This is a genomic window from gamma proteobacterium symbiont of Scutellera amethystina (assembly GCF_059730845.1).
Genome location: NZ_AP035935.1, coordinates 3106176 through 3131246, shown reverse-complemented (window position 1 = coordinate 3131246; position 25071 = coordinate 3106176). Strand labels below are relative to the sequence as shown.

General features: G+C 58.1%; 28 protein-coding genes. 18 read left to right on the top strand and 10 right to left on the bottom strand.

Going from position 1 to position 25071, the window contains the following annotated elements; all coding sequences use genetic code 11:
- Positions 1-7: 7 nt before the first annotated feature.
- The gene (locus tag AC6I79_RS14790) at positions 8-331 is read right to left on the bottom strand and encodes a hypothetical protein (RefSeq protein WP_125310664.1); all 324 of its coding nucleotides are present in this window, start codon (positions 329-331) and stop codon (positions 8-10) included.
- Between the two features lie 58 nt (positions 332-389).
- On the opposite strand from AC6I79_RS14790, the gene AC6I79_RS14785 reads away from it, so the two are divergent.
- The 5 genes from AC6I79_RS14785 (at position 390) to AC6I79_RS14765 (ending at position 4262) form a co-directional block, all read left to right on the top strand.
- Positions 390-575, top strand: a complete 186-nt coding sequence (locus tag AC6I79_RS14785) for a hypothetical protein (RefSeq protein ID WP_021507248.1) — start codon at positions 390-392, stop codon at positions 573-575.
- A gap of 207 nt (positions 576-782) precedes the next feature.
- Positions 783-1091 carry a PTS sugar transporter subunit IIB gene (locus tag AC6I79_RS14780; protein ID WP_031279665.1) on the top strand — a complete coding sequence of 103 codons (309 nt, stop codon included), beginning with the start codon at positions 783-785 and terminating at the stop codon, positions 1089-1091.
- Positions 1092-1179: 88 nt separating this feature from the next.
- Positions 1180-2496 carry a PTS sugar transporter subunit IIC gene (locus AC6I79_RS14775; RefSeq protein ID WP_498027354.1) on the top strand — a complete coding sequence of 439 codons (1317 nt, stop codon included), beginning with the start codon at positions 1180-1182 and terminating at the stop codon, positions 2494-2496.
- Entirely contained in the window at positions 2496-2810 is a 315-nt protein-coding gene (locus AC6I79_RS14770; protein WP_010618140.1) for a PTS lactose/cellobiose transporter subunit IIA, read from the top strand. Before AC6I79_RS14775 ends, AC6I79_RS14770 begins: the two co-directional genes overlap by 1 nt.
- A gap of 12 nt (positions 2811-2822) precedes the next feature.
- Positions 2823-4262, top strand: coding sequence for a glycoside hydrolase family 1 protein (locus tag AC6I79_RS14765; RefSeq protein WP_159377453.1), 1440 nt, complete (start codon positions 2823-2825; stop codon positions 4260-4262).
- 51 nt (positions 4263-4313) lie between these two features.
- Here AC6I79_RS14765 and AC6I79_RS14760 read toward each other — a convergent pair whose 3' ends face one another.
- Positions 4314-5693 (bottom strand): NAD-dependent succinate-semialdehyde dehydrogenase, encoded by a 1380-nt coding sequence (locus AC6I79_RS14760; protein WP_159377452.1) that lies wholly within the window; start codon positions 5691-5693, stop codon positions 4314-4316.
- 152 nt (positions 5694-5845) lie between these two features.
- Here AC6I79_RS14760 and AC6I79_RS14755 point away from each other — a divergent pair, with 152 nt between their 5' ends.
- Positions 5846-6733: a LysR substrate-binding domain-containing protein gene (locus AC6I79_RS14755; protein ID WP_127833733.1), complete on the top strand. Its 888-nt coding sequence runs from the start codon at positions 5846-5848 to the stop codon at positions 6731-6733.
- Here AC6I79_RS14755 and AC6I79_RS14750 read toward each other — a convergent pair.
- On the bottom strand, positions 6728-7747 hold the full coding sequence (locus tag AC6I79_RS14750) for a LacI family DNA-binding transcriptional regulator (protein WP_058781290.1): 1020 nt from the start codon (positions 7745-7747) through the stop codon (positions 6728-6730). The two genes, AC6I79_RS14755 and AC6I79_RS14750, sit on opposite strands and share 6 nt — an antisense overlap.
- A gap of 93 nt (positions 7748-7840) precedes the next feature.
- On the bottom strand, positions 7841-8488 hold the full coding sequence (locus AC6I79_RS14745) for a CPBP family intramembrane glutamic endopeptidase (protein ID WP_021507241.1): 648 nt from the start codon (positions 8486-8488) through the stop codon (positions 7841-7843).
- A gap of 533 nt (positions 8489-9021) precedes the next feature.
- On the opposite strand from AC6I79_RS14745, the gene AC6I79_RS14740 reads away from it, so the two are divergent.
- Complete coding sequence (locus tag AC6I79_RS14740; protein ID WP_159377451.1) at positions 9022-9321, top strand: I78 family peptidase inhibitor; 300 nt, start codon at positions 9022-9024, stop codon at positions 9319-9321.
- Positions 9322-9571: 250 nt separating this feature from the next.
- Positions 9572-9889, top strand: a complete 318-nt coding sequence (locus AC6I79_RS14735; RefSeq protein WP_159377450.1) for a hypothetical protein — start codon at positions 9572-9574, stop codon at positions 9887-9889.
- 12 nt (positions 9890-9901) lie between these two features.
- On the opposite strand, the gene AC6I79_RS14730 is transcribed toward AC6I79_RS14735, so the two are convergent.
- Positions 9902-10153 carry a biofilm development regulator YmgB/AriR family protein gene (locus AC6I79_RS14730; protein WP_021313231.1) on the bottom strand — a complete coding sequence of 84 codons (252 nt, stop codon included), beginning with the start codon at positions 10151-10153 and terminating at the stop codon, positions 9902-9904.
- 394 nt (positions 10154-10547) lie between these two features.
- Between AC6I79_RS14730 and AC6I79_RS14725 the strand changes: the two genes are divergently transcribed.
- Positions 10548-11846: a multidrug efflux MFS transporter gene (locus tag AC6I79_RS14725; RefSeq protein WP_159377449.1), complete on the top strand. Its 1299-nt coding sequence runs from the start codon at positions 10548-10550 to the stop codon at positions 11844-11846.
- Here the strand turns inward: AC6I79_RS14725 and AC6I79_RS14720 are convergent.
- Both AC6I79_RS14720 and AC6I79_RS14715 read right to left on the bottom strand, forming a co-directional pair.
- Complete coding sequence (locus tag AC6I79_RS14720; RefSeq protein ID WP_159377448.1) at positions 11779-14865, bottom strand: beta-galactosidase; 3087 nt, start codon at positions 14863-14865, stop codon at positions 11779-11781. The genes AC6I79_RS14725 and AC6I79_RS14720 overlap by 68 nt on opposite strands.
- A gap of 489 nt (positions 14866-15354) precedes the next feature.
- The gene (locus AC6I79_RS14715; RefSeq protein ID WP_155519908.1) at positions 15355-15507 is read right to left on the bottom strand and encodes a hypothetical protein; all 153 of its coding nucleotides are present in this window, start codon (positions 15505-15507) and stop codon (positions 15355-15357) included.
- A gap of 18 nt (positions 15508-15525) precedes the next feature.
- Here AC6I79_RS14715 and iraP point away from each other — a divergent pair, with 18 nt between their 5' ends.
- From iraP to AC6I79_RS14695, 4 genes are all read left to right on the top strand, one after another.
- On the top strand, positions 15526-15780 hold the full coding sequence (gene iraP, locus AC6I79_RS14710) for an anti-adapter protein IraP (RefSeq protein WP_021507236.1): 255 nt from the start codon (positions 15526-15528) through the stop codon (positions 15778-15780).
- Between the two features lie 85 nt (positions 15781-15865).
- A complete protein-coding gene (locus tag AC6I79_RS14705; RefSeq protein ID WP_058757988.1) occupies positions 15866-16171 on the top strand; it encodes a PsiF family protein in 306 nt (101 codons plus the stop codon).
- Between the two features lie 199 nt (positions 16172-16370).
- Entirely contained in the window at positions 16371-17282 is a 912-nt protein-coding gene (gene lpxO, locus AC6I79_RS14700) for a lipid A hydroxylase LpxO (protein ID WP_021507234.1), read from the top strand.
- Positions 17283-17428: 146 nt separating this feature from the next.
- Entirely contained in the window at positions 17429-18955 is a 1527-nt protein-coding gene (locus tag AC6I79_RS14695) for an FAD-dependent oxidoreductase (protein ID WP_021507233.1), read from the top strand.
- 73 nt (positions 18956-19028) lie between these two features.
- Here the strand turns inward: AC6I79_RS14695 and proC are convergent, their stop codons facing one another.
- The gene (gene proC, locus AC6I79_RS14690) at positions 19029-19841 is read right to left on the bottom strand and encodes a pyrroline-5-carboxylate reductase (protein ID WP_021507232.1); all 813 of its coding nucleotides are present in this window, start codon (positions 19839-19841) and stop codon (positions 19029-19031) included.
- A gap of 144 nt (positions 19842-19985) precedes the next feature.
- Here proC and AC6I79_RS14685 point away from each other — a divergent pair, with 144 nt between their 5' ends.
- On the top strand, positions 19986-20429 hold the full coding sequence (locus AC6I79_RS14685; protein WP_010616571.1) for a YaiI/YqxD family protein: 444 nt from the start codon (positions 19986-19988) through the stop codon (positions 20427-20429).
- Here the strand turns inward: AC6I79_RS14685 and AC6I79_RS14680 are convergent, their stop codons facing one another.
- Positions 20430-21116 (bottom strand): DUF2076 domain-containing protein, encoded by a 687-nt coding sequence (locus tag AC6I79_RS14680; RefSeq protein WP_211725583.1) that lies wholly within the window; start codon positions 21114-21116, stop codon positions 20430-20432.
- A gap of 332 nt (positions 21117-21448) precedes the next feature.
- Here AC6I79_RS14680 and aroL point away from each other — a divergent pair, with 332 nt between their 5' ends.
- Both aroL and AC6I79_RS14670 read left to right on the top strand, forming a co-directional pair.
- The gene (aroL, locus tag AC6I79_RS14675) at positions 21449-21973 is read left to right on the top strand and encodes a shikimate kinase AroL (protein WP_021507230.1); all 525 of its coding nucleotides are present in this window, start codon (positions 21449-21451) and stop codon (positions 21971-21973) included.
- 110 nt (positions 21974-22083) lie between these two features.
- The gene (locus AC6I79_RS14670; protein ID WP_021507229.1) at positions 22084-22275 is read left to right on the top strand and encodes a YaiA family protein; all 192 of its coding nucleotides are present in this window, start codon (positions 22084-22086) and stop codon (positions 22273-22275) included.
- A 76-nt stretch (positions 22276-22351) separates the two neighbouring features.
- Here the strand turns inward: AC6I79_RS14670 and AC6I79_RS14665 are convergent, their stop codons facing one another.
- On the bottom strand, positions 22352-22546 hold the full coding sequence (locus tag AC6I79_RS14665) for a hypothetical protein (RefSeq protein WP_132466392.1): 195 nt from the start codon (positions 22544-22546) through the stop codon (positions 22352-22354).
- A 17-nt stretch (positions 22547-22563) separates the two neighbouring features.
- On the opposite strand from AC6I79_RS14665, the gene AC6I79_RS14660 reads away from it, so the two are divergent.
- On the top strand, positions 22564-23322 hold the full coding sequence (locus AC6I79_RS14660; RefSeq protein WP_058757986.1) for an IclR family transcriptional regulator: 759 nt from the start codon (positions 22564-22566) through the stop codon (positions 23320-23322).
- A 182-nt stretch (positions 23323-23504) separates the two neighbouring features.
- A complete protein-coding gene (locus tag AC6I79_RS14655) occupies positions 23505-25064 on the top strand; it encodes an OPT/YSL family transporter (RefSeq protein ID WP_104092635.1) in 1560 nt (519 codons plus the stop codon).
- Positions 25065-25071: the final 7 nt, after the last annotated feature.

Sequence of the window (25071 nt, the reverse complement as noted above, 5' to 3'; positions counted from 1 at the left end):
CACCGAATTAACGGTGCACTTCCCCACAAAGCAGCACCACGTTCGGCCGGACTTTATGGATGCGATCGGCCATCTGTTCGCAGGCCACTTTCGTGGGGTAAATCCGCTCCGACACCGGCAGGGCATCACAGGCATCGTGGCCGCAGGCGCTCACTAACAAGACAAAACCAATCAACATAACCGACTCCTTCTGCACCATTCCCGTGGTACGGAATGCGTGGCTGTGTGTTCCTTTTTTTGATCCAGTATAGCTAAACGCCTCAGGCGTCAATGAACAGCCTGAGCGGCTTTTTTGTCCGAACAGAATGATGATAACCAGCGCCGCGCCCATTAGCAGCACAATCTGGGCTAAACTGTGCGGCACTGACAACAATAAGGAGTGATATCTGATGTCTCATGAAATTGCCCATCCGGCCAGCAGCCCAAAACAGGCCGCCCTGCAACTGGTCATCGAACTGGTGCGCGCCGGTAAACTGAGCCCGCTGCACGGCGATGCCTCCAATATGATCTCCATCTACGAACAGTTCAAGGCACACTTCGAAGCCGACAAGCAAAAAGATTCCGCCATCTCCTGACGTTCTGCCCCGGTGGCGCGCTGTGTCTGGCCGCGCCACCGTTCCCCGACTTTCACATAATCTCTTCCGTTTATTATTGCATCCCGATTAAATTTGCAGCGCGCTTTTTGATATTTCTCACAGATCCGTAACGCAAATCTGAAACCGGTTGCAGAAAATCTTTAGCGCGGGTATTCGTTAATTAAACCCCACACTGAGGATTGAATGATGCCAAAGATTCTACTCTGCTGCGCCGCCGGGATGTCCACCAGCATGGTGGTGCAGAAAATGGAGAAGGCCGCCAAAGAGAAGGGCGTCGAGGTTGAGATAAAAGCCGTTGGCATTGAAGAGTTTAACGATCAGATCGCGAACTTTGACTGTTGCCTGCTCGGGCCGCAGATTAAATACAAACTGGCGGACTTCCAGCCGCTGGCGCAGCAGCTAAATAAGCCTATCACTGTGATTAATAGCATGGATTACGGCATGATGAATGGCGCGAAAATATTAGATGATTCGCTAAAGCTGATTCACGCCTGACGATTGTTCCGAAAATAAAATAATTGTTTACGCCTGTGCGCCAATGCACAGGCTTATTCTGTTGTTGCCTGATGCAAGGAGCTCGCCGATGAGCAGCATAAGCGAATCGTTATTTGGTGTGATTGAAAACCGCATCAGCCCGCTGGCCGGACGCCTCTCCAGCCAGCGCCATGTGATCGCCATCCGCGATGGATTTATCGCCTCGATGCCGTTTCTGATTGTGGGCTCATTTATGCTGCTGTTTGCCCATCCGCCGTTCTCAGCTGACAGCTCATGGGCGTTTGCCCAGTGGTGGCTCGGTATGGTGCGCGCGCATGAAGCGCAAATCATGATGCCGTATAACATGACCATGGGCATCATGGCGCTGTATATCGCCAGCGCCATCGCCTATAACCTGGCGAACAGCTACAAAATGAACGGCTTTATGGCGGCCAGCCTGGCGCTGATGGCGTTTCTGGTGGTGGCCGCCCCCCAGAGCAACGGCACGCTGCCGGTTGGCTCACTCGGCGGCGAGGGCATTTTCACCGCGATTCTGGTGGCGCTGTTCGCCACTGAGCTGATGCACTTCCTGCAAAAGCACAACATCGGCTTTAAGCTGCCGGAGCAGGTGCCGCCCAAAATTCGTCAGTCGTTCGATCTGCTGATCCCGATCATCGCCATCTTCATCACGCTGTTTCCGCTCAGCCTGTGGGTGCAGGCGCAGTTTGGCCTGCTGCTGCCGCAGGCGATCATGGCGCTGTTCGCACCGATTATCTCCGCCTCGGATTCGTTACCGGCGGTGCTGGTGGCGGTGCTGCTGTGCCACATGCTGTGGTTCGCTGGCATTCACGGTGCGGTGATTGTCGGCGGCATTCTGCAGGCGTTCTGGCTGACTAACCTTGGCCTCAACCAGCAGGCGCTCAACGCCGGTGAGCCGATCACGCACGTGTTTATCGAGCCGTTCTGGCAGTTTTTCATCGTTATTGGCGGCTCCGGTTCCACCATGGGACTGGTGCTGCTCTACCTGCGCAGCCGCTCGGCGCATCTGCGCTCGCTTGGCAAGCTGAGCATTGTGCCCAGCATGTTCAACATCAACGAGCCGGTCATCTTCGGTTCGCCGGTGGTGATGAATCCGATTCTGTTCATTCCGTTTATCTGCGCGCCGTTAGTCAACGCCACGCTCGCCTGGACAGCCACCAAAACCCACCTGATTAACCACGTGGTGTCGCTGGCCCCCTGGACCACGCCGGCACCGATCGGGGCGGCCTGGTCGACCGGCTGGGACTGGCGCGTCATCGTGCTGATTGCCGTGCTGGTAACCATCGCCACGCTGATTTACTACCCGTTTTTCAAAATTTATGAGCGGCAATTGCTGCAGCAGGAGCTTGAGCAGGCCGCCGCAGCGCAACCGGTTAAGGAGGCATGATGGAAATTGATGAGAGCACGGTCATGGAACTGATTATTCAGGCGGGAGAAGCGCGCTCCTGCTCGATGGAGGCGCTGCGCGCTGCGCGGCGCAAAGAGTGGCCACGCGCCGATGCGTTGCTGAGCGAAGCCAGCGAGGCGGCCAGAGCCGCGCACCGTATCCAGACCGAATTGATTGGTGCCGACGAAGGCTGCGGCAAAATTCCGGTCAATCTGATCATGGTGCATGCGCAGGATCATCTGATGAACGCCATGCTGTGCCGTGAACTGGCGGAAGAGATCATCCAGCTGCGGCGCGAGCTGGCTGCGGACTAACAAGGAGGCAGTATGCAACATCCTAACCCCGGTGCGTTTCCGCACGGCTTTCTGTGGGGCGCTTCAACCTCGGCGTATCAGGTTGAGGGTGCCTGGAACGAAGACGGCAAAGGGCCGTCGGTGATCGATAAAGGCCATTTTCCTGAGGGGATGACGGATTTCACCGTCACCAGCGATCACTATCATCGCTTCCGGGAAGATATCGCGCTGCTGGCGGAGCTGGGCCTGAAAACCTATCGATTCTCCATCGCCTGGAGCCGCATCTATCCGCAGGGTGACGGCGAGCTGAATCCGGCGGGCATTCAGTTTTATCAGCAGCTGATTGATGAAATTTGCCGCCACGGCATTGAGCCGCTGGTCACGCTCTATCACTTCGACCTGCCGTGGGCGCTGCAGCAGGATGGCGGCTGGTCAAACCGGCGTACCGTGGCCGCTTTTGAGCGCTTCGCCATCACCTGTTTCGAGCACTATGGCGACCGGGTGAAATACTGGCTGACCATCAATGAACAGAACATGATGATCCTCAAAGGTGAGGTGATTGGCACGCTGCCGGCCGGCACGGTGGATGCGCAGAAGACGCTGTATCAGCAGAACCACCATATGATGCTGGCGCAGGCCAAAGCGATGATTGCCTGTCACCAGCGCTTGCCGCAGGCCAAAATTGGCCCGGCACCGAACATCTCCTGTATCTATGCCGCCAGCGCCAGACCGGAAGATGTGCTGGCCGCCGATAACTTTTCAGCGATCCGCAACTGGCTCTACCTCGACCTGGCGGTACACGGCCATTACAACAACGTGGTGTGGGCGTTTCTGCAGCAGCGCGGCTGGCTGCCGCACATTGAGGCGGAGGATATGGCGACCATCGCCGCCGGCCAGCCGGACTTTATCGCCTTCAACTATTATGCATCGGCCACCGTCAGTGCTGACATGCCTGAGGTCGCGCGCGGTGAGCTGAACAGTAAGCAGCAGGCCGACCAGCAGATGGCCGGCATCGACAAATCAGTGTACGTCGGCTGCAACAATCCGCATCTGCAGCAGAATCAGTTTGGCTGGTATATCGATCCGGTCGGTTTCCGCATTACCGCGCGCGAGATCTACGCGCGCTATCGCCTGCCGCTGATTGTGACAGAAAACGGTCTCGGTGCGTTCGACACGCTGGAGGCGGGCAACAAAGTGTATGACGACTACCGCATCGCCTATCTGCGTGAGCATATCGCCCAGCTGCGGCTGGCCATTGCCGATGGCGTCGAGCTGTTTGGCTACTGTCCGTGGTCGGCCATCGATCTGGTCAGCACCCATCAGGGCATCAGCAAACGTTACGGCTTTATCTACGTTAACCGCGATGAACACGATCTGCGCGATCTGGCGCGCTATCGCAAGAAGAGCTTTTTCTGGTATCAGCAGTTGATCCGCAATAACGGCGCACAGCCTGATGCGGAGGTGGAATACTAACGCGCGGTGCGGCGGCATCCCGACTGGGTCGCCGCCGCACCAGCAGCGTGATTAGCGGTGTTGTCCCGCCATCAGCACATATTTTACCTGCACATACTCTTCAATACCGTAATGGCCGCCCTCGCGGCCGTAGCCGGAGTGCTTGATACCGCCAAACGGCACTGACGCCGTACCGACCGAGCCGGAATTGAGGATCACCATGCCGGCTTCCAGTTTTTTCGACAGGCGGAAAGCGCGGCCAACGTCACGCGTCCACGCATAGGCCACCAGACCGTATTCGGTGTCGTTAGCGCAGCGAATCACCTGCTCTTCATCACTGAAACGGTACAGGGCAAATACCGGTCCGAAAATCTCGGTGTTGTGCACGGCAAACGAGGCGTCCAGATCGCACAGGATGGTTGGTTCATAGAACAGCCCGCCCTTCGCGTGTGGCTTGCCGCCAAGGTGCAGCGTCGCCCCCTGCGCTACCGCATCATCCACCAGCGCGGTGACTTTATCGAGCGCCATGCGGTTAATCAGCGGGCCAACCACAAATTCCTGCTGCATACCCTGATCGACGCGGATCTCACTGACTGTTTTCACCAGTTGCTGCACAAAGGCATCGTAAATCGCGTCATGCACAAAGATGCGGTTAGGCGAAATACACACCTGGCCGGAGTTACGCAGTTTGGCGCTGACCAGCCCGGCCACGCTCTCTTCCAGCGGGCTGTCGGCGAACACGATAAACGGCGCGTTGCCGCCCAGCTCCATGGTCATCTTTTTCAGCGTGGCCCCGCACTGCTGCGCCAGCAGTTTGCCGACGCGGGTTGATCCGGTGAAGGAGATTTTGTGGATGCGCGTATCGCTGGTAAAAGCTTCGCCGATGGCTTGCGGATCGCCGGTCACCATCTCAAACACGCCCGCGGGAATACCGGCCTGACGTGCATACTCCAGCAGTTTATACGCGGTAAGCGGCGTCTCTTCTGCCGGTTTGATGATCATGGTGCAGCCTGCGGCCAGCGCGGTAGCGATTTTGCGGGTGATCATCATAAACGGGAAGTTCCACGGCGTGATGGCCGCGGTCGGGCCGACCGGCTCTTTTACCACCAGCACGGAGGCGTTAGCATCGTGCGACGGCAGGGTATCACCGTTGACGCGTTTGGCCTCTTCCGCATACCACTCAATAAAGCCGAGACCGTACTCGATTTCGCCCAGCGCTTCGCTCAGGCATTTGCCGTTCTCCCTGACCATCAGTTCAGCAAACAGGTGCTTATCGGCGCGTACCAGATCGTACCAGCCACGCAGCAGGTCGCTGCGCTGTTTCGCGCTTTTTGCCGCCCATGCCGGAAACGCGGCACAGGTGCGATCGATAGCGGCCGCGACTTCGTCGTGGCGCATGAACGGTGCTTCGCCGACGAGGCTGCCGTCGGCAGGATTGGTGACTTTAATCATTCCAGTGTGCTCCAGTGTCAGAATCAATGTGACAACCTGGCAGTCAGCGTTATCGGGCTGGCTGCCGCTGTGCAGAAATGATGCGCGTCTGGCCTTTTCGCCACAATCGATTAAAATTGCTCCATCATTGAGAAAAACTGAACGGTTAACTGATGCGTGATTTGCCACCCCTGAATGCCTTGCTGGCGTTTGAATATGTCGCCCGTAGCGGCAGCGTGCGGGCAGCGGCTGATGGCCTGTCGGTGACACCAGGCGCGGTGAGTCGTCAGATTCGTCTGCTGGAAGAGTACTTTGGCACGGCGCTGTTTCAGCGTCAGGGGCGCGGGCTGGTACTGACACTGCCCGGCAATGCCTATTTTCTGCAAATCAGCCAGCACCTCGACGGTATTCGCCAGGCGAGCGCCACGCTGCAGCGCAATGCCGGCCGCACGGTCATCCGGCTGCACTCCTTCACCACCTTCGCCACCCGCTGGCTGATTCCGCGGCTGGCACAGTTTCAGCTGGCGCATCCGGCGATTGACGTGCGCCTGACGACCGCGTCGGAATGGGACGATACGGTGGATTGCGACGCGGCGATTCGGCTTGGTGACGGTACGTGGCCGCAGCAGCACGCCACGCCGCTGGTGAAAAACGTGCTGGTGCCGGTGTGCCGTCCGACGGCTGACCGGCGCGCCAGCATGCATCTGGCCGGGCTGGCGCAGCATACCCTGCTGCTGGTGCGCGGACGTCCTGATGACTGGCAGCGCTGGTGCGAAGCATTTGGCGTGGAAATGGACGCGCTGCCGCACCGGCGGCAGATGGAAAGTTCGGCGCTGGCCTATCAGGCCGCCATTGAAGGGCAGGGGATTGCGCTGGCGCAGCGCGTGCTGGTGGAAGCGGAGCTGAAGGCGGGCACGCTGATCGCCATGGAGGATTACCAGCTGGACTGTGGACGGCACACCTATTACCTGGTGCGCCCGCAGGAGAGCGTTAAGGCTGCTACGCTACAGCAGCTGGAGCAGTGGCTGGTCACGCAGGATGACGGCGATCAGGCGTTATGAGCGGCGAAATGGTCCATCTGCCACGGAGGCGCGTTCAATCAGCCGTCCGCTGAACGGCGGCAGGGGCGCAATCGCTTCGCCCTCCAGCATCGCCACCAGCTGCGCCAGCGTGTGCTGAATCATCTCCGCCACCGGCACGTGAACCGTCGTGAGCGGCGGCAGGAAAAATTCGGCCATGCGAATATCATCAAAGCCCATCAGCGATACATCCTGCGGCAGCCGTTTGCCCGCCGCATTCAGCGCCAGCGCGGCACCAATCGCCATATCGTCATTGCTGGCCATCAGCGCGCTGAACGGTACGCCGGCGCTCAGCAGCTGGCGTACCGCCGCCTGACCGCTCTCCGGCGTCCACGCGCCCGGCAGTACGCGCGCCGCTTCATACGGCAGCTGATGATCGGCCAGCGCCTGTTGATAGCCAGCCAGACGCGCGGCGGCGGTGGGCGATCCCGCCAGTCCGGTGATAAACGCGATGTCATGGTGACCGCGCGCAATCAGGTAGTTCACCGCATCACGGGTATTTTGCTGGTGCGAAGCCCAGACGCAGTTCGCCGCGTGCTGCGTCAGACGGCGGTTAACCACCATGATCGGGATATCGTGCTGGTCGATGATCGCTTCCAGCGCGGCGGTGTCGAGAAAACGCGGGTAGATAATGATGGCGTCGCAGCGCAGATCGAGCAGAAACTCGATTGCCGCGCGCTCATCGTCAGCGCTGGTTTTGCCATCGGCGAGGATCAGCTGGCGGCCATAGTTATTGGTCAGCGTGGCCGTCTGGTACAGCAGCTCGCTGAAATAGGGGCCGTTAAACAGCGAATGGGTGACGATCAGGCCGATATTCTGCGATTTTTGCGTCGCCAGACTGCGCGCCAGCAGATTCGGGCGGTAGCCTGTTTCCTCTATCGCCTGAAACACTTTCTGCTGCGTGGATTTGCTCACATAGCGGTTGCCCGCCAGCACGCGCGACACGGTGGCTTTAGAAACGCCCGCTTTGCGGGCCACATCCAGCATAGTAATCATCAGCGCTTCGACCATCATTCCTGCAGGCTAAAAAGCGATAGTACCTGAAAATGCAGGGAAATTAATGGCATCGTTAGCAAACAGTGAGGGGGATCAGGCGTAGAACCAGGCGGGCAGGATGGCGATCAGGTTATTCAGCGTATGCAGAAAAATCGGCAGCGCCAGGCTGTTGCTGCGCAGACGCGCGTAGCACAGCAGCAGCGAGAACAGCGTCAGCGCAACGATGGTTTCCCAGTGCACGTACTGCGTGTGTAACGCGGCGAACAGCAGCGAAGTGAGCAACATGCAGGCAAAACGGCTTTTGGGCGCCCACAGCAAAAACGCCTGCAGCAGAAAGCCGCGGAACAGCACCTCTTCAAACACCGGCGCCAGCAGCACGGCGGTGAGCAGCAGAATCAGCATTGAGCTGCGCCCCTGCTGGCTCTGTTCAATCAGCCAGCCTTCCGGCTGCAGGAACTGCGTCTGCGCCACCATCAGTACAAACAGCGCGCCGATAAACAGCAGTGCCTGGCCGGGACGCAGAAAGCCCAGGGGAATGTCGCTGCGGCGCTGGCAGTAGAAACGGTACAGGGGATAAATCACGGCAAATTCAAACAGGCACAGCACTGGCACCAGCAAGCCGTTATTGCGCAGCGTCCCGTAATTGGGAAACAGCGTAATCAGCATGGTCACGAGGTAATAAACCACAAAGCTACCGACGTAAAACAGGGTCAACGTAACTTTGTCGGATTGGGTGTCCATAGGCGACTCAGCGGGCAGAGGAAGACGCATAGTAGCAACGGCGATCGGTGCTGTCGAGGTGCGTTTGCGGAGATTTTCGCCGGTTCAGATACGCCACAATCGCGGCGCTAACCGACCGTCTCATCACAGGCGATGCGCGGCATGGTAGCTTGCGCTTTCATCGCTGAGCAGCAGGCGGAGAGGGAACCGAATCACTTATCTGGCGCGGAGAATGCCGCTGGCACCGTTTGGTGCACAACGGCAGAGAGAAAATTAACGAGGCTTAACGCACCCGGACGGCCACGAAGGTCATCACGATGGCGAAGCCGATAAAAATAGCCAGTTCCATCATTATCTCCTCAGAAAAGTCTTAGATAATTGTAGCGTCTGCCTGGGTGATTTTTAGACACGGCGTGCGATTAATCCGAAAATGTGAGCAGGAAATCGCGCCTTTTGTCACGCAATGCGACCAGTCTGCTGGAAAAATTTTCGCATCGGCGGCACGCTTTGTTACTCTCAGGAACCGCTTGTTCATTATCCAGGAGGAGAAAATTGTGAACCATTATGGAAAAGCGCTGCTGCTCACGGCGATGCTCGCCTTAACGGCCTGTCAGTCAGCCAGTAAAACTGACAGCAATCACGCCGTCAGCCACGATCCGGAAACCGACCAGTGCGGTGCCTCGCAGTATCAGAACTACCTCGGTCAGCCGCTGAGCGCGCTTGATACCCAGCGCTTTGCCGTACCGGTGCGCGCGATTCCGTGGAACGGTGCCGCCACCATGGACTTCAATCTGCGCCGCCTGAATTTCCTCGGCGATCAGAACGGGAAAATTTCCCGGGTTTACTGCGGGTAACACCAAACGGACACGGCATTGTCATCGGGCTGTCACGACGGCGGGTGAGGATAGCTGCGCATTACGGAGATTTCCTCGTCACTCTCGAATATGCAATGCTCGTCTTGTTTCTTCCCGCTACGGCGGGAATTTTTTTCGCTATAACCTGCCTGCTGCGCCATATTGCCCCCGCCATAGCGCGCGTTTAATCGCGGTTCTGCGGCGTCAGGCGTACAGGCAGCAATAACAGACTGACCTTACAGGAGTGACGATGAAATACCTGACCCGAACGCTGTATTTGACGCTGCTGCTCAGCCCGCTGGCGCAGGCCTCAAGCGAGGCGGCATGGCAGCAGCACGATAAAAACCTGCAGCAGGCATGTGTGCAGGCCAGCGGTCTGAAAGCGGTGAAAGTGGTGGGCAAGCCGATCATGTACGACGACAGCGTTGGCTACGATGCGCTGTTGCTGGAAGGCCGCTATCCGCAAAAGCACATGAAAAATCAGCTGGGGCGGGAACTGTGCCTGTATCAGCGTCAGAGCGGTAAAGCAGTGGTCAGCGAAGCCGACCAGCTGCGGGTGGTGAAATAATCTCCGGGGCCGCTATTTTTGCGGCCCTGCTTCTAACAGCTGCGCCAGCAGGTTGCGGTAACTCTGCAGGCGCTGTTCATCGCCTTCCACTTCCAGCCGGGTAATCACGCGGGCAATCACCGCTTTATTGGTGGCGGGCTGGCCATCATCCATCAGCTCGCGCATGATGGCGGCCAGCAAATCGCTCTCGTGCGGCGCGTGCCAGGCGGGGCTGTTGAAATAGTCGGTAATCGCCCGACTGGCGCTGTCATGGTGCGTTCTCATAGCCGACCTCCGCAGAGACAACGAAGCCTGCCACCCTCGACGGGCAGCAACTGAAAACCTGAATTAAGCATGCGGACTGTCCAGGACGGGCAGCGCCTCGCCAGTGATGACTGGTGATTTTTTAAACATAGATGCGGTGTGGAATATTGTCAGTAACGAATCGTCATATTTTTTCACGTTTGCCGTCTCTCGCGATGCGCTTATCGGGCCTTAGGCCAGGTAACCGCACATAAAGACACTACAAAAGTGAGACATCGCCCTATTTGCTGTGAGCAGAATCACGCCCGGCAGCGAAAAACTGCGTTTTCATCCGCATGCCATGTTTTGCCGTCCGGTAATGTTACGAGGTTGTTAGACTGAACCCTCGTTTCATTTTTTTCTGACATCTGCGCTCATGCTACGCTCCATCGAATCCTGGAAGATCAATCTGATATCCGTCTGGTTTGGCTGCTTTTTTACCGGCCTGGCCATTAGTCAGATCATTCCTTTCCTGCCGCTTTACGTGGAAGAGCTGGGTATCCGTGGCGGCAACGCGCTCAGTATCTGGTCAGGTCTGACCTTCAGTGTCACCTTTATTGTTTCTGCCGCCGTGGCGCCGCTGTGGGGCAGCCTTGCCGATCGCAAAGGGCGCAAGCTGATGCTGCTGCGCGCTTCGTTTGGCATGGGCGCGGTGATTCTGCTGCAGGCGTTTGTCACTCAGGCGTGGCAGCTGTTGCTGCTGCGCGCGCTGATGGGACTGACGTCCGGTTATATTCCCAACGCCATGGCGCTGGTGGCCGCGCAGGTGCCGCGTGAGCGCAGCGGCTGGGCGCTGAGCTGCGTGTCGACCGGACAAATTGGCGGCGTGATCCTCGGGCCGATGATTGGCGGTCTGCTGGCCGACTGGCTGGGCCTGCGCATGGTGTTTATCGTTACCGCGATACTGCTGATGGTCAGCTTTCTGGTGACGCTGTTTCTGATTAAGGAGACCGGCTACACGCCGGTGAGCAAGCAGGACAAACTGAGCGGGCGTGAGGTGATGCGCAGCCTCGATAATCCACGCCTGATGTTCTGCCTGTTCGTCACCACTATGGTGATTCAGATGTGTAACGGCTCGGTGAATCCTATTCTGACGCTGTTCGTGCGTGAGCTGGCGCCGGATGCGCAGAATATCGCGTTTCTCAGTGGTGTGATTGCCGCGCTGCCCGGCGTGTCGGCACTCATCGCCGCACCGCGTCTCGGCAAACTCGGCGATCGCATTGGTACCCAGCGTATTTTGCTGGCGACCATGATCGCCTCGCTGCTGCTGCTGATTGCCATGTCGTTTGTCACCAGCGCCACGCAGCTGGGCGTCCTGCGCTTTCTGCTCGGCTTTGCCGATGGCGCGATGATGCCGGCGGTGCAAACCCTGCTGGTGCGTCATTCACGCGATAACGTCACCGGCCGTATTTTTGGTTATAACCAGTCGTTCATGTACCTCGGTAACGTCGCCGGACCGCTGCTGGGTGCAGCGGTCTCTGCCGCCACCGGTTACCGCTGGGTATTCTTCGCCACCGCGGTCGTCGTCCTGCTCAATGTGCTGTTGCTGCAGCGCTTCTATCGCCGGCCAAAAACCGAGCTGAAACCCCTTAGCCCGGCGGCCGCCACTAAGCCGGCTGACGCAGCGTCAGCGCATAGTGCCAGCGCCGCTGAGAAAGCAAAAACTCCGGGCTGACGCTCGGGCTCCACGAATCGTCGCCGCCGACGCCCATATGGAAGCCGTCGAGATGCAGCCAGCAGCCGGGTTCGTCCTGCAGCAAATGGCGGTGCGAGGTGGCGCGCAGCTGCTCAAGGCTGTGGCGGCTGAGCGAGAAGGCGAAGTCGCCGCTGATCTGCCAGCTGCCGCTATCCAGCTGGCGCGTGCCGCAGCGCAAGCCATTCTCACCCGGAAAGACGTAGCCGGTGCTGAGCGCCGCCAGCGGCAGCTGCCAGCGTGAAAACTGCGCCGCCAGCTGGCGATCCGGATAGTTTTCATGAGGCCCCAGTCCCAGCCAGCTCACCTGGTGCGGGACCTGAGCCAGCTGGCAGCGCAGGCCGATGCGCGCGGGCGGCGGCAGACCGGCGGCCTGTTGTACATCGACGCTGATAGTCAGTTCGCCATCGCCACTGATGCCATAACGCTTATGGCTGGTAAACAGGTGCTGACCCTCACCCAGTACGCGATGCCAGGTTTCAATCTGCACGCCGTGCTGCAGGCTGTCGACCTGCATCGCCAGCAGCTCTGTTTGCAGCCGATCATAGCCCGCGCGTTTCCAGCGCTCGACCCAGGCGTTAGGGTCGATATTGGCAGCTTCGCTGGTGCCAATATCATTATCGATCGGTGCGCGAATAAAGCACTCCTCCAGCGGTGTCAGCATGGTTTCACGATCGTTCACCCACCATTGCAGCAGCGCGCCGCTGCGGCGACAGAAGTGCCAGCGCTGCGTGGGCAGCACCACCGCCACCTGATTGTGATTGGTTTCCAGCTGGGGCGCGCAGGCGCTGAGCGGCGGCAACGTAACCGGCAGCGCGGCCGGCAGCGCCCACTGATCCCAGGCCACGCGATGATCCGCCTCAGACCAGGGCGTGGCGGCGATCTGATGCACCGCGAGGTTGAGCCACGCTTCACCCTGCAGCGCTTCAGGCGCGGGCACGGTAAAGGTGTGGCTGCCTTCAGCATCGAGATCCAGCACCCATTCACCGCGCGCGAGGGTTACACCGTCCTGCTCAATCCACCAGCGCAGCCGTTCGTTGTCGCTGCGGCGGAATAAATATTCGCTGGTGACGGTTACGCGATACGCATCGCCGGGATCGCGCGTAAACTGGAAAAACTGCTGGGCGCGCTGTGCTTCAAACAGCGCCGGATGCGGCCTGCGATCGGCAAACACCAGCCCGTTCATGCAGAACTGGCGATCGTTGGGCGTGTCACCGAAATCGCCTCCGTACGCCTGCCACGGCTGGCCGTGTTCGTCATAGCGCGTCAGGCTTTGATCGACCCAGTCCCAGACGAAGCCACCCTGCAGCCGCGGAAACTGGCGAAATGCCTGCCAGTATTTGGCAAAGCCACCAAAGCTGTTTCCCATCGCATGGGCGTATTCACACAGGATCAGCGGACGCGCTTCATCCGGCAGGCTGATCCATTTTTTCAGTGACCACTTCGGCACCGCCGGGAAGGGCTGGTCCTGATCGACGCGCGCATACATCGGGCACAGAATATCGGTGGCCGCCGTGTTGGCACCGCCGCCTTCATACTGTACCGGGCGCGTGTTATCGCTGCTTTTCACCCAGCGGTACAGCGCATCGTGCGTGCTGCCGTGGCCGGACTCATTGCCCAGCGACCAGATGATGATGCAGGCATGATTACGATCGCGCTGCACCATGCGCGTTACACGTTCGCTATAGGCGGCAAACCAGCGCGGGTCGTCGGAGAGGCGGTTCATCGGCTGCATGCCGTGCGTTTCGATATTGGCTTCGTCAACCACATACAGGCCGTACTCATCGCATAGCCGATACCACAGCGGATGGTTAGGATAGTGAGCGCAGCGCACCGCGTTAAAGTTGTGGCGCTTCATCAGTTCAATGTCCTGACGCATGCTGGCTTCATCCACCACCTGACCGCGCTCGGGATGGTGCTCATGACGATTAACGCCGCGTATCAGCAGCGGCTTGCCGTTGAGGCACAGCTGGCCGTGCTCAATGCTGATGCGTCGGAAACCTACATCATAAGCTTCGGCTTCAATCACCTCGCCGGTATCATCAAGCAGCGTGACTACCGCGCGGTAGAGATGAGGCGTTTCGGCGCTCCACAACAGCGGTTGTAGCACCGGCAACACCAGCAGGGTACGTTCCGGATAGTGGCCACGTTCATCAATGATGGCGCTGCCCGGCGGCTGTTGGTGTTGTGCGATGCAGTCGCCGTTGCGCCATAGCGTGACGCGCACCCGACACTGACTGAGCGGGCGCGCGCCGGCATGGATTTTGACACTCACGCGTAAATCGCCGCGCAGATATTCCGGGCTGAGCGCGGTTTCGATCTGCACATCGCTCAGGCGAGTGTCCGGTTTATGCAGCAGCGTCACGTCGCGGAAAATGCCGCTCATGCGCCACATATCCTGATCTTCCAGATAGCTGCCGTCGCTCCAGCGCAGCACCATGACCGCCAGACGGTTGTTTCCCGGCTGCAGCGCGTGGCTGAGATCAAATTCGGCGGGTAAGCGGCTATCCTGCGAATAGCCCATCCACTGTCCGTTGCACCACAAATAAAAGGCCGAGCTGACACCATCGAAGATGATGCGCGTCTGTCCCTGGCTTAACCAGCCGTCATCAACTTTAAATGTGAGCGAGTAACATCCGGTGGGGTTCTCGCGTGGCACCAAAGGGGGATTGACCGGAATGGGATACTGCACGTTGGTATAAATGGGCGCGTCGTAGCCGTGCAACTGCCAGTTGGCAGGCACCGGCAGCGTTGCGGCGTCCGGTAAGTCCTGTAACAGCCAGCTGTGCGGCACTGCTTCCGGCGCGGTAAAATAGCTGAAGGCCCACTGACCATTCAGCCGCTGCTGCGCAGGTGAGGGATGGCCATCGCGCGCGCTGACTTCATCGCGCCAGCTGGCAAACGGTGGATGCGCGTCCAGGCGATGCAGGCTGGTGATAACCGGGTTTTCCCAGTCACGGCGCGCCAGCACTTCACTCAGAGAAACAGCCGCTAAGGTCATAGTGAGATCTCATTAATTGTATTGCGCTCACATTGCGTGAAATGGCGTTAGCTGTAAAGACGCAGCGCGCAATTTTGTTACTGCGCGCACAGCGAGCAGCACTGACGTTTGCGGCACAGCGTTCGCTGTAACTTAAGCTGGCGTATTGCGCGGTCTGTGAGGCTTTTTTAGCGGTTTCTTGCCACTAAAACGTTAAGCGTGGTGAGCAGGCATGAATAGCGCCGGGTTGCGGAGCATTCTGTATTGTCGTGTTAACCGCCGCTTCATACACTCAGCGCAATTTCAGCAACCTGAGGTCAATATGATCCGTATCGTTAAGCTCGCTGCCGTTGTGGCGCTGGTGTCCGCGTTAAGCGGTTGTCTTTTTCCCCCGCCGGGCGGCGGCGGAGGAGGTTGGGGTGGTCCTGGCGGTGGCGGTCCCGGCCATGGGTATCAGGGACCGCGTTAATTTAGCGCCAGTGCATAATTAATGCAGCGATGCGAAACGTTTTATCTGCGGCGTATTTTGTCAGTGAAACGTTTCGCCGTTATATATTGAATTTCAGCCACTTTTTTTACGCTTCGGCTAACCATTATTTTTCCTCTGGCCGGCAAAAATTCTTGTTGTTTTAATCCTGCCAATGCTAATTTTTGTTTTCCCATTCTGACTGAGTCCATCGCATGAAAAACCTGATTGCGGAACTCCTGCTCAAGCTGGCAGAAAAAGAAGAAGAGTCTAAAGAATTAGTGGTCCAGGTTGAGGCGCTGGAAATCGTGCTCACCGCCATGCTGCGCAGACTGGATGCCGCCCAGGTTAGCGACATCGCGGCGGGTATTGATCGCGCGATGCCGCCCGCCGCTTCCGTGCAGGAAAATCCGGACGCGCTGATGCTGCGTAATTACGTCGAAAAGTTGCTCAACCACCCGCGCGAATAATCCCGCCGTATGCGCATATATTTTTTTCCGCTTTGCTTATTCCGTGCCATGCTTAACAGGCAATAATCACACGGAGAAACCGGCAATGAAATCGTGTCTTGTGGCAATAATGGCAGCAGGCCTGCTGCTGGCTGGCGGTGCGGGCGCGGCGGAGAAAACCGCGCAGCAGGAAAAAATGACGCTGTGTAATCAGCATGCAGGCGCGCAAAATCTGAAAGGCGATGCGCGTAAAAGCTTTATGAGCGAATGCCTGAAGAAAGACAGCAAAATGGGCAATATGACGCCGCAGCAGATGAAAATGAAAAGCTGTAATAGCGAAGCAGGAGAGAAAAAACTCAGCGGCGATGCGCGTAAAACCTTTATGAGCAGCTGTCTGAAGAAGAGTGCTTAAACCTCTGGCGGCCTGCGGGCCGCTTTTTTGTGTCCGCACTCGCAGGGTTAATGCGCGACGTATTTTTTCTGTCATAAACGGCACGCGTTGCCAAAACTTTACAAAATCCTTACATAAAATTCCATTTCTCCCCATCCAGTCTCTCTGACGCTTAACCGTGGACAGAGCGGCTTTACGTGCAACATAAGGAACCTGTTGTATGGTCGCTGCGATCATTATTGGTGTATTTATTATTAGTGTGCTTTACGCCCACTCACGCGGCGTGGAAAAGCAAAAGTTTTCCCGTCAGTTATTTGATCACTCCACTTTTATGGCGCCGATCAATATGTTTATGACCGGGCTGTCGCGACTGCCGGCTAAACAGCCCTATTTTCCGGTTGAGGATTTTCCTGAGCTGCGTCAGCTGACCGATAACTGGCAGGTGATTCGCGATGAAGCCATTCGCCTGCAGGATCACATTAAAGCGGCGCAGACGCATAACGATGCCGGATTTAATACCTTCTTCAAGCGTGGCTGGAAGCGTTTCTATTTAAAATGGTATAGCGATGCACATCCGTCAGCGCGCGAACTCTGTCCGGTAACCACCGAACTGGTGAGCAACATTCCCGGCGTTAAAGCGGCCATGTTTGCTGAACTGCCGCCGGGCAGCCATCTGGGCAAACACCGCGATCCTTATGCCGGTTCGGTGCGCTATCACCTCGGGCTGCAAACGCCGAACGACGATCGCTGCTTTATTGAAGTGGATCGTCAGCGCCACAGCTGGCGCGACGGTCAGGCGGTGATTTTCGACGAAACTTACGTGCACTGGGCGCAGAATGAAAGCGAGCAGACGCGTATCATTCTGTTTTGCGATATCGAGCGGCCAATGAAATGGCGCTGGGCACAGGCGGTCAATCACTGGGTGGGCTCGACGTTAATGTCAGCAGCGGCATCGCCCAACGACGAAAACGATCGTACCGGCTTCCTCAACCGCATCTTCAAATACGTTTATGCGCTGCGCGATGCCGGTCAGAACCTGAAGAAACGCAATCGCCGGTTGTATTACTGGGTCAAACATGGACTGATTGTGGCGATTTTCGCGCTAATCATCGTGCCCAGCGTGTTCTTCTGATCCTTTCGTGCCGCTTAAAACGGCGGTTTAACAGTCAGTTAACCGCCGTTTCGCTTTGTTTCTCCTGCTAAATCCTCACGCTTTGCCACACTTACTCTTTGTAAGGAATTGTCGTATCAGACGAATAACCCCGAAGGAGGCGAACCGTGAGCTATCAATCTGTCGTGGAACTCAAGGCGCTGGCGCAGCGTAAACCCACTAAAGTGACCGTCGGCGAAACGGATATGGTGCTGATTCGCGACGGCGACCGCGTGCAGGCGCTGCAGGCAAAATGTCCGCACGCGGGCGCGCCGCTGGAGCAGGGCGCAGTGTGCGGCGACAAACTGGTGTGTCCGTGGCATAAGGCGGTATTTGAGCTGCGCGATGGCAAAATGTGCGAGCCGCTGGCGCTGGCCAATCTCAAACGCTATCCGGTGCGCATTGAACAGGGGCAGGTGCTGATCAATCCGCAGGCGATGTCGCCGGCCAGTGCGCCGGTAGCTCAGGGTGAAGCGCCGGTGTGCGTGATTCTCGGCTCTGGCGCGGCGGGCAGTGCTGCGATCTGGACGCTGCGCGATGAAGGCTTTAGCGGCCGTATTGTGCGTATCGAGCGTGAAAGCGACGCACCTTACGATCGCACCACGCTGAGTAAATTTGTCCCTTCCGGCAAGATGGCCATCGATGAGGTACCAAAGCTGCTGAAACAGGATGTGCTGGGCCCGGTGGTGTGGCTGCAGGGGGAGGTGGTGCAGCTGAAGGCGCAGGAGCAGACGCTGGTGCTGAAAGACGGGCAGCAGGTGAAGTTTGACCAGTTGCTGATCGCGACCGGCGGCGTGCCGCAGCCGCTTGATATCCCGGGCAAGGATCTGGATGGCGTGCACCTGCTGCGTTCACTGCGCCAGGCCGACACGCTGATTTCGCAGGTGGATGAGGCGCAGCAGCTGGTGATTATCGGCAACAGTTTTATCGGTATGGAAGTGGCCGGTGCGCTGCGTAACCGCGACATAGATGTCACGGTGGTGGCGCGTCATCCGCTGCCGTTTGCCAGCCAGTTCGGCGAAGAGATTGGCCGTCATTTTTATGAGCTGCACCGCAGCAACGGCGTGAAATTTGTCGAGGGTGAACCGGAAGCGCTGACCGGCGAAGGCGCAGTGAGTGGCGTGCGGCTCAAAGATGGCAAAACCGTGCCAGCCAGCCAGGTGCTGTTTGCCACCGGCATTGTGCCAGCCACCCATTTTATTCACGACCTGCCCTTACAGAAGGATGGCAGCCTGCTGGCCGACAGTCAGTTGCGGGTCAGTGAAAACATCTGGGTCGCGGGGGATATTGCCAGCTATCTCACGCCGCGCGGCGTGCAGCGCATTGAGCACTATCGCGTGGCGCATCAGCAGGGGCGCATTGCCGCGCTGAATATGCTGGGCAAACGCATCATGTACGATCGCGTGCCGTTCTTCTGGACTGCGCATTACGGCACCCGCTATGAGTATCTGGGGCATGCAGAGGAGTGGGACGATTATCGCCTGCTGGGATCGCTGCAGGACAAGCGCTTTATCGCTTTTTACTGCCAGCAGGGCATGATTGCGGCAGTGTGTTCAGCCGGCATGTATACGCTCACCGCCGCGCTGGTGCATGAGATGCAGCAGCCAATGACGCTGGAACAAGGCCTGGCGCTGTTTGAAGCGTATCAGGGTTAAGGTTCAAGTCCGCACCCAACAGTCCCCTCTCCCGCAAGCGGGAGAGGGTTAGGGTGAGGGGAAACCCGCACCATCACTGCTTACTCAGCGCCTCGGACTTCGCCATGCACTGCTGCATCGCGCCCATCACCGCAGCGCGGAAGCCTTTCTCTTCCAGCACCTTCACCGCTTCAATGGTGGTGCCGCCCGGTGAGCACACCATATCTTTCAGTTCGCCAGGGTGTTTGCCGGTCTCCAGCACCATCTGGGCGGAACCTTTTACCGCCTGCGCCGCAAACTGATAAGCCTGCGCCCGCGGCATGCCGCCCAGCACGGCGGCATCAGCCATCGCTTCGATAAACATAAACACGTAAGCCGGTGCCGAGCCGCTGACACCCACCACGGCATGAATCAGATACTCGTTCACCACCGCCGCTTTGCCGAAGCTCTCAAAAATGGTCACCACCTCGTCCACTTCCTGCGGTTCCACCAGCACGTTCGGCGTAATAGAGGTCATGCCTTCATTGACCAGCGACGGCGTATTCGGCATCACGCGGATGATTTTACGGTCGTGGCCGAGCACCGCCGCCAGCGAATCCAGCGTCACACCTGCAGCAATCGACACCACCAGCGCATCTTTCTTCAGCTGGCCGGCCAGATCCTTGAGCACTTTGAGAATCACGTTGGGTTTCACCGCGCCAAACAGAATGTCCACTTCACGTGCCAGGCTCTCGACGCTTTCCGCCGCCGTCACGCCATACTGCTGCGCCATCGCCTGGTTGGTGTCGGGTTTTCGATCGTGCACCCAGATATTGGCCGGGGCGATCTGCCCGCTGTTCACCAGGCCGCTGATGATGGCTTTCGCCATATTGCCGCAGCCGACAAACCCGATTTTCTTCTCCAGCATCGCTTTATCCTTTACGTGGTTCGGTTTTCTCAGTGGGTTAGCTTACGTCAGCGGCGGTGAATAACAAGTCGCGCACAAATAACATTTGCCATTCGCGGCCAGCGCGGCAAGATCGCAGGCATTGCCCGTTAATAAGGATTAAACATGTCGATTTGGGTGGATGCCGATGCGTGTCCCAATGTCATCAAAGAGGTGCTGTATCGCGCCGCTGAGCGCACCAAAGTCACCGTGACCTTCGTTGCTAACCAGCCGCTGCGCGTACCGCCGTCGCCGTTTCTGAAAACGCTGCAGGTAGCGGCCGGCTTTGACGTGGCCGATAACGAGATTGTGAAACGCGTGCAGCCGGGCGAGCTGGTGATTACCGGCGATATTCCGCTGGCAGCAGAAGTGCTGGAGAAAGGGGCGGCAGCGCTGAATCCGCGCGGGGAGCGTTACAGCAGCGACACCATTCGCCAGCGTCTGACCATGCGCGATTTTATGGAAACGATGCGCGCCAGCGGCATTCAGAGCGGCGGCCCGTCGGCATTAAGCCCACGTGACCGCCAGCAGTTTGCTAACGAACTGGATAAATGGTTACGTCAGCGTTAATCAGACGAAGTTGTCGTCGTCGTCAAAATCACCGCCGCTGCCGAAATCGTTGAAATCATTGTTATCGGCAAAGCTGTTGTTGTCCCAGCCTGAATTGTCATTCAGGAAGGCATTGTTGCTGTCATTGCCGTTGAAGGTGTCCAGATTATCATCCACCTGCGGCAGCGCCGGTTCGTTGATGATATTGACGATCTCTTCCGGCTGCGAATGGTGGAACAGGCTGGTGAGCATGTCCGCCATCACCACACCGCCGGCCACGCCGACAGCCGTTTGCAGTGCGCCACCCAGGAAGCCGGTACCGCGCGCCGGTGCAGCATACGGCTGCTGAGGCGGTGCGGCATATTGTGGCTGTTGCGGTGCGCTGTTCCATGCCGGCTGTTGCGGCTGCGCCGGGCGTGAACCGCCGCCAAACAGGCTCGACAGGAAACCGCCGCTGCTTTGCTGCGGGGCCTGCTGCTGCGCCTGCGCCAGACGGCTCTCCAGCTCCGATACCTGCGCGTTGAGCTTTTTCATCGCCGCTTCCTGAATCAGGATCGCCTGCGCCATGTAGTAGGGCGCACCGGGCTGGCTCTGTAAATGCTGATTGATTAACTGTTCGGCACCGGCATCACGCGGGCCGCTCTGGCTTTCTGCCTGTTTCAGACGGCTGAACAGGCTTTCAATAAGTTGTTGTTCCTGGCTCTGCATGGTGAACCTCCGGTTAGGCATAGCGTGTTGTTCTTCAGGCGACCAACAGGACGTCCGTTGCCTGAACTATAAAGCGTATATGCGGGCTGCGTGACAGAAAGTAAATCAATGGCCTGGTAAGCAAATGTTGCCCCGCGTTTACAAATCGCCTGATGCACGAAATGCGCATCGTTTTTCCGTTAAAAATCAAAAGAATGGCATTAGCTATCGCTGAAATACGCGTAATTCGTGCTTCGCGGCTGGCTGATAAAATAAAATCCAGGTATCATGCGACGCATTATTGACCTGATGACGTTGCCCGCGCGGCAGACTACGGCGGAGGATGAGCCCGGATGTCATTACCCATCTATCTGATCGGCGCACGCGGTTGCGGTAAAACCACCATTGGCCAGGCGCTGTCGCAAGCGCTGGGCTATGCCTTTCGTGACACCGACCACCACCTGCAGCTCACCACACAGCGCAGCGTGGCAGAGATTGTGGCGACGGAGGGCTGGGACAGCTTTCGCGCGCGTGAAAGTGAATCGCTGCGGGCGGTTACCGCGCCTGCCAGCGTAATCGCCACCGGCGGCGGCATGGTGCTGGCTGATGTCAATCGCCACTTCATGCGCGAGCATGGCCAGGTCATCTGGCTCAACGCGCCCTCTGGCGTGCTGGCCGATCGGCTGGAGCGTCAGCCAGAAGCGGCACAGCGTCCGACCCTGACCGGCCGGCCTATCGCGGAAGAGATGGAAGATATCCTGCGTGAACGCGCGCAGCTCTATCGTCAGGCTGCGCACCATGAAGTCAACGCGATGCAGGCACCGGAGCAGGTGGTGGAACATATTCTGCAATCGCTGTCTCTCGCCCGCGCCAGCTAACTGCCTAAGAATTCTCCCTCTTTTTTACAGCGATCCTCGATTGTCTATACTCAATAGCAGGCAGAGGATCACCGCTGTCTGTGTGGAAACCTGACATAAGAGGGAAAACGATGCCAACCAGACCACCCTATCCGCGAGAAGCGCGCATTGTTGCCGTTGAAAAAGGGCAGGCGGGCAATACCGTCACCTGGTATGAATTACGGGCTGACCATCCACGTCCGGATACCTTAATTAGCGAACATAAATCGGAAGCGGAAGCGCAGGATGCCAAAGACCGCTATGAAGATGTGGAAAAAGAATAATCCCGGCGGGCAGGGATGCCCGCTTTAGCGTAATTACGTCCGGTCGCTAAATAGATTTTTTATTTTCCCTGATGCGCTAATTACGGCGATAAAAGCTGCCGTCTTTTCTGTTTAATCGCTCTCCTGCCTGATAACGTCTTTTTATTTTTCCTTTAGCCCTTATTTTCTGCTGCCTTAAATAGCCTGCGTTTTGTCCGGTGCAAAATTTGCGCTTGACCGATAAACCGTCGCGTTTTACTTTCGGGTTATCGATACAGGAACTCAGTTCCATATAGTGAAACCAGCGCCATGACCACACTCGAAAATGCCGCCGCCGTGCTTAAGCTGTTTCAGCGCTTTGGCGTGGCGCAGGGCCATCCCGGCCTGACCTTTACCGAGGTGGTGGAGGCGCTGGGGCTGCCGAAAAGTACCGTGTCGCGCCTGCTGGCGACCATGGAAAGTGAAGGCTTACTGGAGCGCGATCCCGACAGCCGCTGTTTTCAGATTGGCCGCGTGCTGTTGTCCGTTGCCGGGCACTATCTTTCGACACCGCTGATTGACAGCGCATCGGCGCCGATGGCGCGCCTGGCGGCCAGCAGCGGCTGCATGGGCTATATCTCGGTGCTGGACGGGGACGATGTGCTGGTGATGCGCATGTACCACGGTCGCTTCTTTACCCAGCTGGTGACGCCGCCTGGTACACGGGTATCGGTTACCGGCACGTCGACCGGCCGCGTGCTGTTAGCGCAGCTGAGCGATGACGAGGTGCGCGCGCGCTTCAGCGATAACTGGCAAACCGCGTCGATCAATTCACCGCTGAACATCGATGCACTGTGCAAAGAGCTGGCATTGATTCGTCAGCAGGGCTGGGCACTGGCCCGCAATGAAACGCTGCCTGGCATTAGCTCGCTTGCCGTAGCGGTAACCAATAAACACCGCGGTGAAAGTGCCGCACTTTGTCTCTCATTTCTTTCGCAGGAAGCGGCCCCGGGTTATCCGGAAGCGCTGCTCAGCGAATTGCGCGCAACGGCTGCACTGATGGCCGAAAAATACGGCGCAGCGTCCTGAATAAAACAGGACAACCCTAATTTGATTTCAAGGCGTAATACTTCGCGCCACACCGGGGAAATAGCAGGTCTTCGGACCTGCTTATTTCAATAATCAGGGAACGATGAATAAAACGTTGAGGTTCCGCGTGTCGGGCACAATGTCATTGCGCGTTTTCTACAGGGTGAAAATACGGGGATAATATGCGTCTGGATAATCCAATAAAAAATATTGGCGTGGGCCTGATGCTGGTTCTGCTGTCAGTTGCAGGGGCCATCATTGGGGTACAGCTGATCACAACTATTGGGGTAACGCCCAATACTTCTATTATCGGCGCGCTATTTGCCATGCTGCTGGCGCGCATTCCACTGCAGTGGTTTCGCCGCTACCGTTCGGTTGAAGTGCAAAACCTTGCACAGACCGCCATCTCTTCCGCCACCTTCGGCGCTGCCAACAGCCTGCTGATGCCGATTGCCGTGCCGTGGGCGCTGGGTGAGCCGCAGCTGGTGCTGCCGCTGTTTGTCGGCGTCAGCGCGGCAATGCTGCTGGATGCGTGGCTGCTGTATCGTCTGTTTGATACGCGCGTGTTCCCGGCCAGCAATGCATGGCCACCGGGCGTGGCAGCGGCAGAAGCGATCAAAGCCGGTGATAAGGGCGGTCGCCAGGCGTGGCTGCTGGTGGCTGGAATCGTGGGCGGCGTCGCGGGCTCGATGCTGAAAATCCCGATGTCCGCCTTTGGTACGGCATTCATTGGCAATATCTGGGCGCTGACCATGCTCGGCATCGGCTTCCTGCTGCGTGCCTATGCGCAACCGGTTGCCGGTATTGATATTAATGCGCTGTACATTCCGCACGGCGTAATGGTCGGAGCCGGTCTGGTGGCGCTGATTCAGGTGGTGCAGGTGATTCGCAGTCGCCGTCACGACAACCTCAACGTCAGCCGCAGCGACAGCGAAGTCAAACGCGCGCTCGGCCTGGGGACTGTCGGCTATATCGTAATCTCGGCACTGCTGGCGCTGGGTGGCGGGCTGTGGAGCGAAATGGGCCTGCCGATGCTGCTGCTGTTTATTATCTACGCGGCCTTTGCCGCCTTTGTGCATGAGCTGATTGTCGGCATCGCCGCCATGCACTCGGGCTGGTTCCCGGCCTTCGCGGTAGCGCTGATCACCCTGATCCTCGGCATTCTGCTCGGCTTCCCGCCGCTGGCGCTGTGCCTGCTGTGCGGCTTCACCGCGGCCACCGGTCCGGCCTTTGCTGATATGGGCTATGACCTGAAGGCCGGCTTTATTCTGCGCGGTAACGGGGCCGATGTGCAGCAGGAGCTGTGGGGCCGCCGCATCCAGCTGATCGCCGCGATGATCGCTTTCGTCATCGCAATTCCGGTGGTGTGGTATGCGCATAACCTGTTCTTTGTCGACAACCTGCTGCCGCCGGTGGCGCGCGTTTACGCCAAAACTATTCAGGCCGGCGCGGAGCCGGGCATTGCCGGTAGCCTGCTGATGTGGGCGATTCCGGGGGCGATTATTCAGCTGATCGGCGGGCCTAAGCGCCAGCTCGGCGTGCTGTTAGCCACCGGTCTGTTAATCAACAACGCCGCCGCAGGCTGGGCGGTGCTGGTCGGGATTGCGTTACGTGTCCTGATCCTGCGCGTGTGGGGCGAGCGTGGACGTTCACCGATGGAGGTGATGGCCGCTGGATTCATTGCGGGCGACGCGCTGTACAGCTTCTTCCACTCACTTTTTGCCAGTAGCAGTAAGAAATAATCCAGGG

Excerpts from the sequence above, each read along its gene's own strand:
- AC6I79_RS14790 (WP_125310664.1), bottom strand. The coding sequence starts at position 331 with ATGGGCGCGGCGCTGGTTATCATCATTCTGTTCGGACAAAAAAGCCGC.
- AC6I79_RS14785 (WP_021507248.1), top strand. The coding sequence starts at position 390 with ATGTCTCATGAAATTGCCCATCCGGCCAGCAGCCCAAAACAGGCCGCC.
- AC6I79_RS14780 (WP_031279665.1), top strand. The coding sequence starts at position 783 with ATGCCAAAGATTCTACTCTGCTGCGCCGCCGGGATGTCCACCAGCATG.
- AC6I79_RS14775 (WP_498027354.1), top strand. The coding sequence starts at position 1,180 with ATGAGCAGCATAAGCGAATCGTTATTTGGTGTGATTGAAAACCGCATC.
- AC6I79_RS14770 (WP_010618140.1), top strand. The coding sequence starts at position 2,496 with ATGGAAATTGATGAGAGCACGGTCATGGAACTGATTATTCAGGCGGGA.
- AC6I79_RS14765 (WP_159377453.1), top strand. The coding sequence starts at position 2,823 with ATGCAACATCCTAACCCCGGTGCGTTTCCGCACGGCTTTCTGTGGGGC.
- AC6I79_RS14760 (WP_159377452.1), bottom strand. The coding sequence starts at position 5,693 with ATGATTAAAGTCACCAATCCTGCCGACGGCAGCCTCGTCGGCGAAGCA.
- AC6I79_RS14755 (WP_127833733.1), top strand. The coding sequence starts at position 5,846 with ATGCGTGATTTGCCACCCCTGAATGCCTTGCTGGCGTTTGAATATGTC.
- AC6I79_RS14750 (WP_058781290.1), bottom strand. The coding sequence starts at position 7,747 with ATGATTACTATGCTGGATGTGGCCCGCAAAGCGGGCGTTTCTAAAGCC.
- AC6I79_RS14745 (WP_021507241.1), bottom strand. The coding sequence starts at position 8,488 with ATGGACACCCAATCCGACAAAGTTACGTTGACCCTGTTTTACGTCGGT.
- AC6I79_RS14735 (WP_159377450.1), top strand. The coding sequence starts at position 9,572 with ATGAAATACCTGACCCGAACGCTGTATTTGACGCTGCTGCTCAGCCCG.
- AC6I79_RS14730 (WP_021313231.1), bottom strand. The coding sequence starts at position 10,153 with ATGAGAACGCACCATGACAGCGCCAGTCGGGCGATTACCGACTATTTC.
- AC6I79_RS14725 (WP_159377449.1), top strand. The coding sequence starts at position 10,548 with ATGCTACGCTCCATCGAATCCTGGAAGATCAATCTGATATCCGTCTGG.
- AC6I79_RS14720 (WP_159377448.1), bottom strand. The coding sequence starts at position 14,865 with ATGACCTTAGCGGCTGTTTCTCTGAGTGAAGTGCTGGCGCGCCGTGAC.
- AC6I79_RS14715 (WP_155519908.1), bottom strand. The coding sequence starts at position 15,507 with ATGGGAAAACAAAAATTAGCATTGGCAGGATTAAAACAACAAGAATTT.
- iraP (WP_021507236.1), top strand. The coding sequence starts at position 15,526 with ATGAAAAACCTGATTGCGGAACTCCTGCTCAAGCTGGCAGAAAAAGAA.
- AC6I79_RS14705 (WP_058757988.1), top strand. The coding sequence starts at position 15,866 with ATGAAATCGTGTCTTGTGGCAATAATGGCAGCAGGCCTGCTGCTGGCT.
- lpxO (WP_021507234.1), top strand. The coding sequence starts at position 16,371 with ATGGTCGCTGCGATCATTATTGGTGTATTTATTATTAGTGTGCTTTAC.
- proC (WP_021507232.1), bottom strand. The coding sequence starts at position 19,841 with ATGCTGGAGAAGAAAATCGGGTTTGTCGGCTGCGGCAATATGGCGAAA.
- AC6I79_RS14685 (WP_010616571.1), top strand. The coding sequence starts at position 19,986 with ATGTCGATTTGGGTGGATGCCGATGCGTGTCCCAATGTCATCAAAGAG.
- AC6I79_RS14680 (WP_211725583.1), bottom strand. The coding sequence starts at position 21,116 with ATGCAGAGCCAGGAACAACAACTTATTGAAAGCCTGTTCAGCCGTCTG.
- aroL (WP_021507230.1), top strand. The coding sequence starts at position 21,449 with ATGTCATTACCCATCTATCTGATCGGCGCACGCGGTTGCGGTAAAACC.
- AC6I79_RS14670 (WP_021507229.1), top strand. The coding sequence starts at position 22,084 with ATGCCAACCAGACCACCCTATCCGCGAGAAGCGCGCATTGTTGCCGTT.
- AC6I79_RS14665 (WP_132466392.1), bottom strand. The coding sequence starts at position 22,546 with ATGGAACTGAGTTCCTGTATCGATAACCCGAAAGTAAAACGCGACGGT.
- AC6I79_RS14660 (WP_058757986.1), top strand. The coding sequence starts at position 22,564 with ATGACCACACTCGAAAATGCCGCCGCCGTGCTTAAGCTGTTTCAGCGC.
- AC6I79_RS14655 (WP_104092635.1), top strand. The coding sequence starts at position 23,505 with ATGCGTCTGGATAATCCAATAAAAAATATTGGCGTGGGCCTGATGCTG.